A 9,617-nucleotide genomic window follows, 5' to 3' on the forward strand; every position below is an offset into this window, starting at 1 on the left:
GATAAATACCTAGATACCACGTATAAAGTAGTCTCGGAGGCTCGTAGTATTCAACAGATGTTTGATAAAATTGGTGATCAAAAAATGATAAATCTATAAATCCCAGTGTTAGTGCATGGGAGGAGAGATGTCCACTAAAACTTTCCGCCATCAAAATAATAGTTAGTATTGCTTTTTATTGAATTTAAAGCTATAATGGTAAATGAAAAGAGGCAAGTGCTGCTAACACTTACCTCTAAGGACTGGTCGGTGACGACCTTGTTGTTTTTATTAACTAATCAGCCGTCTAATGACGGTTATTTTTTTGTTCAGCTAAACTCTTACAAAGTTTTCGCCAAATATCAATTAATCTAACCGTTTTTTTGAATAACACAGTCACTAAATCTAACGTAATATTTAATACGTTTAGTAACTCATTAACAGCCATTACCAAAACAGTTAAATAACCGACAACTCCGACGAATAAGTAAAACTTATCCATACGGTGGTTACTCCTTTCTTTATTATTGAAGTTAATACTATTTGCCATTGCCATAGCATCACTCCTTTCAAAAAAGGGTCGCCACCGTACCGCGTCCAGTCTATATTATATCATGTTATTTTTTCTTTTTAAACGAAAATTAAATTAAAATAACTACAGAGAAAAAAGCATTATACTTGCCATGATTTTACAATCTACTAAACATTAAAAGCTGTGGTCTGCTATTCTAGGAATCCACAGCTTTTCGTAAAGAGTCCAAAAAATCGCTCCTTTGGCTGAGTTCGTGAGCGGTATTCTTCATGTTGTCATGTAACTGACCATCGTCTTAAACGGTCTGTCGTAAGGAGGATTGTGATGACACAACCATCCTTTTTCAAAGTTTATCAAGAATAATTGGATTTAGATAAGTATCAAGGCATATTTTTGGTACAATAAAATAGAAAAAAGGTTCAGCTAAATGATATTGAAAGGATGATGGCGATGGCGACGATTAAAGATGTAGCCAAGCTTGTGGGAATGGCACCTTCAACGGTCTCCAGAGCAATGCATGATAGTCCCTTGATTAGTGAAGCGACTAAGAAAAAAGTTCGAGCTGCTATGGAAGAATTAAATTATTCTCCCAGTTTTACAGCTCAAAACCTTGCTAATAAGAGTAATAATTTAGTGGGAATTATCTTACCTGCTAACCAAGCAGATGTTAGTGATAACCCATTTTTTATCCAAATTATTCAAGGGATTTCAGAAATTTGCAATGCACATGGCTATATGCTCACAGTAGCATCTGGATTAAATGACCAAGAGCTTTTAAAAAATACTAAAATGTTGATTGAGCAAGGTCAAGTGACTTGTTTTATCTTTGCCTACTCAGTGGCTAATGACCCAGTTTTAAATTATGTTAAGAGTCAAAAAAATCTACGCTATGTAGTGATTGGAACACCTTATGAATTGGGAGAAAATAGTGTTTACTTTGTTGATAATGACAATATCAAAGCGGGATCAGATGCAACTGAGTACCTATTTGCAAAAGGTTACACTAATCCGACTTTTGTTTATTCTAATTTAATGGAAATTGTTCAAAGTGACCGCTATTTGGGTTATCAAAGAGCTATGCGAGTTAAAGGTTTAGAAGACACGTTTCTAAAACTTAATTCGACTAATCCTCAAAAAAATCAAGGCTTGGTTCAAAAATTTTTAAAAGAAAATCCAAATGTTGATGCCTTTATTGCTAGTGATGATTTATTAGCCTTGGATGTTCAAAGACAAGTAGCTAGTGAAAAATATGGAATTTTAGGCTTTAATAATTCAATTTTTGCCCAAATTTCTAATCCGCCGTTGACGTCAGTGGATATTTTCCCACATTTTTTAGGGTTAGAAGCAGCGGCTTTGGTGATTAACTGGGAAGATAAGCTTTTGAAACTTAAGCAAAATTCAGTTATCGTACCTCATAAAATTATTGAAAGAGAATCATCTCAATACAAGTAGTTGCATTTCTGTTACGAAAAATTTTGCAGAAATGCAACTTTTTTAAAAAAACTATTGCAACCGATTGCACAAGGTGGTAATATCATACTTGTAAAAGGAAAAGCGCTTACTTTTGAATGTTACTGATTTTTGAAAGGGGTTTTATAGATGGATATGAGTACACATCACCATGCAGACGTTGACGAAAAGCCTACCAAAGGGTTACCAACTCTTGCAAGCAGTAAGATTTGGATGATTAATTTTGGTTTTTTAGGGGTTCAAACGGCCTTTACTTTACAGTCATCACAAATGAGTCGGATTTTCCAAACATTGGGGGCTGACCCCAATAATTTAGGTTGGTTCTTTATTTTACCACCACTTGCTGGTTTAATTGTGCAACCGCTTGTTGGGAAATATTCTGATAAAACTTGGTTACCCAAGTTAGGGGGACGACGTTTACCTTACCTCTTGTTAGGGGCAATCGTAGCTGTAATTGTAATGATGCTTTTACCTAATTCTGGTAGTTTTGGCTTTGGCTATGGCTCGCTTGCTGCCTTATGGTTTGGGGCGATCACCGTTGCGTTACTTGACTTATCATCAAACGTGGCTATGCAACCATTCAAGATGATGGTGGGTGACATGGTCAATGATGACCAAAAAAGCTATGCGTATGGAATCCAATCCTTCTTATCTAATACCGGAGCTGTGTTAGCTGCAATTTTTCCATTTTTGTTAACCCTATTTGGTGTTTCTAATACAGCAGCTAAAGGGGTTGTTCCAAATTCTGTTGTTTGGGCTTTTTACATTGGAGCTGCACTTCTAGTTTTAACAAGTGCTTTAACAATTACCAAGGTTAAAGAATATGATCCAGATACTTATGCTTTATACCATGGAATTGCGGTTGAAGATAATGAAGAATCAGAAAGTTTCGTTAAACTTTTGAAGAAAGCACCGAAAGCCTTTTGGACTGTTTCTTTAGTTCAATTGTTCTGCTGGTTTGGTTTCCAATACCTTTGGACTTACTCAACAGGGACAATCGCTGAAAATGTTTGGCACACAACTGATGCTACAAGTGCGGGTTATCAAGCAGCAGGTAACTGGTATGGAATTTTAGCGGCTGTGCAATCGATTGCGGCTGTTGTTTGGTCTTATGTTTTAGCTAAGATTCCTAACCAATACCACAAGGCTGGTTATGCAGGAAGTTTATTCCTTGGTGCAATCGGTTTTGCATCCATTTTTATGATACACTCTAAGACAGCTTTGATTTTCTCATTTATCTTAGTTGGGATTGCCTGGGCTGCTATGAACACTTACCCACTTACCATTGTTACTAATGCCTTATCCGGTAAGCGAATGGGGACTTACCTTGGTTTATTCAACGGTTGCATTTGTTTACCACAAATTATTGCTTCTGTATTGAGTTTTTCATTGTACCCAGCTTTAGGTGGCGTACAAGGTCATATGTTCATTGTGGCTGCACTTGCCATCCTTTTAGGTGCTTTGAGTGTAGGCTTTATTAAAGAAACTTACCAAGAATAAAAGAAAAGAGGACTAATTATTATGCAAAGAATATTTGAAATTGACCCTTGGAAGGTCGTGACACATACATTAGATAAAGATAACAAACGTTTGCAAGAATCTATGACTTCAATTGGTAATGAATACATGGGGATGCGGGGAATGTTTGAAGAAAAATACTCAGATGATACCCACAAAGGAATTTACCTTGGAGGAGTATGGTTCCCAGACAAGACGCGGGTCGGTTGGTGGAAGAATGGCTATCCAGCTTACTTTGGTAAAGTTATTAATGCCGTTGACTTTGTTTCTGTTGATATCAAATTAAATAACAGTTCAATTGACCTAGCTAAAGATAAGTATTCTGATTTCGAGTTAGCTTTGGATATGAAAAAGGGGCTTTTGACTCGATCATATGTAGTGGAAAAAGAAGATGCAAAAGTCAAGGTAACTTCTGTTCGTTTTGTCAGTGCTGACTTTAAAGAGCTTTATGCTAACAAGTTATCTTTTGAAAACTTGGACAAAAGGCCGTTAAGGTTGAGGTTGATTCTTTCATTGATGCTAATGTCTTTAATGAAGATGCTAATTACGATGAACATTTCTGGGAAGTACACGCAACTTCTAATACAAAACAAGGTTCTAAATTAGTTTCCGAAACTATTAAAAATAATTTTGGCACACCTCGTTTTACAGTTGAAATGGTCAGTGACCACAAAGGTAGTTTTGAAAGTATCGGGGCTTTTAAAGATGAAACAAAGACTGTTAACAGTTATGCCAAAAATTTAGAAGTAGGAGAAATTGCTGATTTTGAAAAAAGAGTTGTTGTAGTAACTTCTCGTGATTATGCCGATCAAACAAGTTTAGATAAAGCGGCTGAGGAATTATCACACAAGCAAAGTAAACTCTCCTTTGAAGAATTGCAAGAAGCTCAAGCAAATGTTTGGGCGAAACGTTGGGAAAAGGCGGATGTTAAAATTAAGGGCAATGATGAATCACAACAAGGGATTCGCTTCAATCTCTTCCAACTTTTCTCAACTTACTATGGTAATGATGCACGCTTGAACATTGGACCAAAAGGTTTTACTGGTGAAAAGTACGGTGGTGCTACTTACTGGGACACAGAAGCGTTTGCCGTTCCTTTATACCTTTCTTTAGCTGAACCATCTGTAACAAGAAACTTACTTGAATACCGTTACAAGCAATTACCAGGTGCTTTCCACAATGCAAAAGAACAAGGGTTGAAGGGTGCTTTATATCCAATGGTTACCTTCAATGGGATTGAATGTCATAATGAATGGGAAATTACATTTGAAGAAATTCATAGAAATGGAACCATTGCTTATGCTATTTACAATTACACTCGTTATACTGGGGATACTGAATATGTAACTCATGATGGGTTTGATGTTTTAGTAGGAATTGCTCGTTTCTGGGCTGATCGGGTTCATTTCTCTCAAAGAAAGCAAGTATATATGATTCATGGGGTAACTGGTCCTAATGAATATGAAAATAATGTTAATAACAACTGGTACACTAACCTTTTAGCACAATGGTGTTTACGGTATGCTAAAGAAGTTTCTAGTCAAGTTAGTCCTGAAAAATTAAGTCAATTAGGTTTAGAGTCAAAAGAACTTGCTAAATGGGAAGAAATCGCTGATAACATGTACTTGCCAGAAGATAAAGAACTTGGGATTTTTGTTCAACATGATGGTTTCTTAGACAAGGACTTACGACCTGTTTCAGAAATTCCTGCTGACCAATTACCATTGAACCAAAATTGGTCTTGGGATCATATCTTACGGTCACCATACATCAAGCAGGCTGATGTCTTGCAAGGGATTTACTACTTTATTGATAAATTTACAAAAGAAGAAAAAGCAAGAAACTTTGACTTCTATGAACAATACACGGTTCACGAATCATCTCTTTCACCATCTATTTATGCTATTGTTGCAGCGGACTTGCATAAAGAAGAAAAAGCTTTCGAACTTTACTCACGAACAGCACGACTTGACCTTGATAATTACAATAATGATACAGTTGATGGGTTACACGTTACATCTATGACCGGTTCATGGTTAGCTATTGTCCAAGGTTTTGCAGGTATGCGGGTTAAGGATGGTAAGTTATTCTTTGCACCATTTGTACCAAAACAATGGGATGGGTATGAATTTAGAATTAACTTTAGAGGTCGGTTACTTGAAGTTAAAGCAAGCAAGGATGTATCCCAAGTTAGTCTTTTAGAAGGACCAGCTTTAACAATTAATTTGAACGGTAAGGATTTAGAATTAAAGTAGGTGAAATTATGCAAGCAGCAGTATTTGATTTAGATGGGGTTGTAACCGATACAGCCAAATTCCACTTTCAAGCTTGGAGCAAGTTAGCTAAAGAAGAGTTTAATTTGGATTTACCAGCTAGTTTTGAAACAAATTTAAAAGGAATTAGTCGAACTGAATCTTTGGAAGCTATCTTAAAATTTGGAGACTTATTAGACAAGTATTCAAAAGAAGAAGTACAAAACTTAGCCAATAAGAAGAATGATTACTACGTTGAAGCTATTAGTAAATTAACTAAAGAAGATATTTTACCTGGTATTTCTAAGCTTTTGACAGATTTAAAAGCAAATGGTGTTAAATTAGCAGTAGCTTCAGCTTCAAAGAATGCACCATTTATTTTAGAAAAGCTTGGTTTAGCACATGTTTTTGATGCTGTAGCTGACCCAGCCAAAGTTAAAGCAGGAAAACCTGCTCCAGATATCTTTTTAGCTGGTGCTAAAGCAGTTGGAGTAGCCCCTAATCAATGTGTTGGTGTTGAAGATGCGGTTGCCGGAGTTTCAGCAATCAAAGCTGCAGACATGGTAGCAGTTGCAGTCGGAGATAAAAATGAATTAAGACAAGCAGATTGTGTGGTACCAACTACGAGAAATTTCACTTACCAACTTTTTAGTGATGTTTTTGATCGTTACCACAAATAATTAAATTAATATCAAATACAACTCTTTACGTAGAAGAAGCCAAAAGTGCGGGACTTTTGGCTTCTTTTTAGCTTTATTTTTGAGTGCGTTTTTTTGTCATAGAAAAATGCCTCACAATCGTTAGTCCTTTTGTCTAACAATTATAAGGCACTTCATGATGCAAACGCTTTTTAGTTTATCTTTGTAAGAAGTCCTTCAACCGTCTAGGTTTTTGGTCGGCTCTTTGGTTGATTAAAAGGACTAATTGTAACATAGTGGAAGGCAGGATGCTCTTCTTTTGATAGGCAATGTACTTGGCGTGCCAAGAAGTGGCAAACTTATTTTTATAGTTGCGTAATCCTTGGAAACCGTAAAGTTTATGGCCATATTCATAAATAAAGTGAGCGATTTGTTCACCTAAGAAGGAGAACTTATTTTGCCCGACATTAGCTAAGGGAGCCATGCCGAGATAAAACTGTTGGTAACCCTCTTCTTGCCCATAACGGAAAAGGCTGACGAAAACTTCGTCCATGATACCAGAAGGGGCGGTTTGACGATTATGGCGCATAAGGTCAATCGTCAAGATTTTCTTGCTACCAGTTGGCATCAAAGTCGCAAAGGCGACAGGTTCGCCCTTGGCGTCGGAAACCACCGCTATAGGCGCTTGGTTGAGGTAATTTTCAGAGAAAAAGCCGAGTGAGAAACCTTTTTCAGCTTGTTTTTCCAACCAACTATCGGATATAGTCTTTAATTTAGCGAATGCTTCAGGTGAGAAAGGTGGTTGCCAGATTTCAAACTGGTAACCTTCGCGGTCAAACTTATTGATTAAGGCTCGGGTTCCTTTCATTTTCTTACCCGTTAAAGTGAAATCAGCTAAATTCAACCAGGCGTCTTCCCCGTCTTTAATAAAGTCAAACCCATAGCTATGCAACAACATGGTCAAGTCTTCACCGACTTCATAAAAGACCAGTTCGTAGTCGTAGAGGTCGGCTTTTTCTAAGAAGGCCTCAATCGCGACTTCAAAGTAGGCGGAGTTTCCCACCGGTTCCCCCATAATGACCAATTTATTAACAGTTTTACGATACATGAAAAAGACTTGATCTTGGCCTTGGGCTTGGTAGAAGAAGAGATTTTTGTCGCCTAAAAAGGCAAGGTGACTAGTTTCATTGCCCCCAAAATTAGCAATCACAGCTTGGGCGCGACTTAAGTCCGGCTTTTCATCCACGAAGGGATCCTCACCGTGAGTCAGATAATGAATAATGGCGACCAAAACTAAAACAGCTAAGACAATTCCGATTAAACCTGAAAACCATAATCTTTGGTCCGGGAAAAAGAGTTGGGTGGGTACATGGTGATGGAGGGTAAATTTAGGCCGGTTGATAACGCCGACTAAAACATAGAGGATGAAACCACCCCCGAAGATGAGCCCATCAACCCAAAAAGCTCCCCAGGAATATTGCAATTGCTTGCGATAATAAGACTTAGATGATAGCAAGAGCAGTGTTAAAACAATTCCCAAATAAACAATCAGGGACAAGTTGAAGTTTTGGTAGAGGGTGTTCAAAATCCCAATCACCACGAAAACCAAAGTTGGTAGGTAAGCTTTTTTCACCCGCGAGTAAATTCCCCGCGCCAAGCCAAGCAAGGCAAAGGCGAAGAAAATATTGGTTAGTTGGTGGATAAATAAGAAGGTCAAAGGATAGAGGTTAACCAAAAATTTATTGCGGATTGTTAATTCTGGTACGGCTGATTCCATAAACATGAAGATACCCGAAAAGTACAGGAAAAGGGTAATCAAACTGTGGGCAAAACGGGATAAAGCTTCAGCAGGAATGCCATCAAAATAAGTATTAACCTTTGCTCCCATATTGTGCAAAAAGAAGAAAATTCCCAACGCAACGGGTATAAAGTAGTAGAAAATTCGGAAGTAAATAATCCACACTAAAATGGTTTCTTTAGGAATGCCTAAGTTTACTAATTCTAGTAACATGAAAACATCGAAGGAACCTAAGCCACCAGGAATCATCGAAACGATTCCAAGTACCGACGCGATGATGTAAAGGGGAAAAGCGTAAAGGAGTAAGTGGTTATCGACCCCGAGGACTTTTCCGATTAATAAGAAGAAGAGGGCGACAAAGCCCCATTCTAAGGTCGAGCCAAGTACTAAGCGCCAAGATTGGCGGGAGTTAAGGTCATGGAAAAATTTATTGTCCTTAAAGCGCGTCACGATAAACAAGAGGGGAAAGTAAAGCCCACTAAGTAGTAACCAAAACCAGTACTGGTGGAGGTCAACATTATCGTGGAGAAAGTAAATATCCAAGAGCGCTACCCAGGAAAGTACGGAAAGCCCCGATAATAAGAAAAGCGCAATTTTTGAAATTGCATAGAGAATTTCCTGGCGACTGGCACGATCTTTATAGAAAGTAGCCCGCATCGCTGCGCCCAAAAAGCCCCCAAAACCGGCAATATTCGTCAAGGTATTGGTAATCCAACCACTTTTAATAATGTATTTTTTCGAAAATTTTCCGGGTAAAAATTCAACAATTGTGAAGTCGTAAATCAGCATGGGGCTTACAGCAATCAGCCCGCAGACGAGCATGATGACAAAGTCTAAAGGTGAGCGTGAAGCGAGGTCAGCGCCAACACGACTCCAATCGGTGCCTTTTAGACTACGACCAATTTCGGCGACCACGAAGACCAAGACGGACAAAACGAAGAGCAATTTTAAAATGGTTGCCCGTCGAATCACGAAGTCTTTAATCTTGGTATAGAGTATGTGCATAATAAACTCCTCTCGTAATTTTCTTTTATAGCTAGAGCTAAGAAGAGAGTTCCACTTAGCTATAATATGATTATAGTGCAGAAGAAAGAGACTGACAATAATTAGAATAAGCAGGAGAAGGACTAAAATTTGTAACTGCTAGGGGGCTTAGCGCAAAAATAAGCCCGTGGTAGGATTGGAAATACCACGGGCTAGAGTTTGGATTGAAATATGTAACCTTTTAATTAAGGTACTTAGATAGTATAGCACAGAAAAAACTTTTTGTCACAGTTTTTATCAAAAAATTAATGAATTCGAACATTTTTTGATAAAAATGTTTTTTTAGGAGAATTCACTTGAGTATTTAATTTTCTCATGATACATTAATCAAAATTACTTGAAAATGTTTCTTAGATTACGAGGGGAAGGGATGATGAATTATGACA

Annotated in this window: 5 protein-coding genes and 1 pseudogene; 4 read left to right on the plus strand and 2 right to left on the minus strand. The window is 37.7% G+C overall.

Annotated elements, in window-relative coordinates; all coding sequences use genetic code 11:
• Positions 1–286: 286 nt before the first annotated feature.
• Entirely contained in the window at positions 287–535 is a 249-nt protein-coding gene (locus JCM10991_RS10365) for a hypothetical protein (protein WP_025021434.1), read from the minus strand.
• Between the two features lie 426 nt (positions 536–961).
• Between JCM10991_RS10365 and JCM10991_RS10370 the strand changes: the two genes are divergently transcribed.
• From JCM10991_RS10370 to pgmB, 4 genes and pseudogenes are all read left to right on the plus strand, one after another.
• Positions 962–1,963, plus strand: a complete 1,002-nt coding sequence (locus tag JCM10991_RS10370) for a LacI family DNA-binding transcriptional regulator (protein WP_025021435.1) — start codon at positions 962–964, stop codon at positions 1,961–1,963.
• A gap of 153 nt (positions 1,964–2,116) precedes the next feature.
• Entirely contained in the window at positions 2,117–3,481 is a 1,365-nt protein-coding gene (locus JCM10991_RS10375) for an SLC45 family MFS transporter (RefSeq protein ID WP_035188830.1), read from the plus strand.
• Positions 3,482–3,502: 21 nt separating this feature from the next.
• Positions 3,503–5,754: pseudogene (locus JCM10991_RS13750) on the plus strand (glycoside hydrolase family 65 protein).
• A gap of 8 nt (positions 5,755–5,762) precedes the next feature.
• Positions 5,763–6,431, plus strand: a complete 669-nt coding sequence (gene pgmB / locus JCM10991_RS10385; RefSeq protein ID WP_023860292.1) for a beta-phosphoglucomutase — start codon at positions 5,763–5,765, stop codon at positions 6,429–6,431.
• A gap of 175 nt (positions 6,432–6,606) precedes the next feature.
• On the opposite strand, the gene mprF is transcribed toward pgmB, so the two are convergent.
• On the minus strand, positions 6,607–9,192 hold the full coding sequence (mprF, locus tag JCM10991_RS10390; RefSeq protein WP_025021436.1) for a bifunctional lysylphosphatidylglycerol flippase/synthetase MprF: 2,586 nt from the start codon (positions 9,190–9,192) through the stop codon (positions 6,607–6,609).
• Between the last annotated feature and the right edge of the window lie 425 nt (positions 9,193–9,617).

Origin of the sequence: Ligilactobacillus equi DSM 15833 = JCM 10991 (genome assembly GCF_000615765.1) — a bacterium.
Classification (GTDB): Bacteria; Bacillota; Bacilli; order Lactobacillales; family Lactobacillaceae; genus Ligilactobacillus; species Ligilactobacillus equi.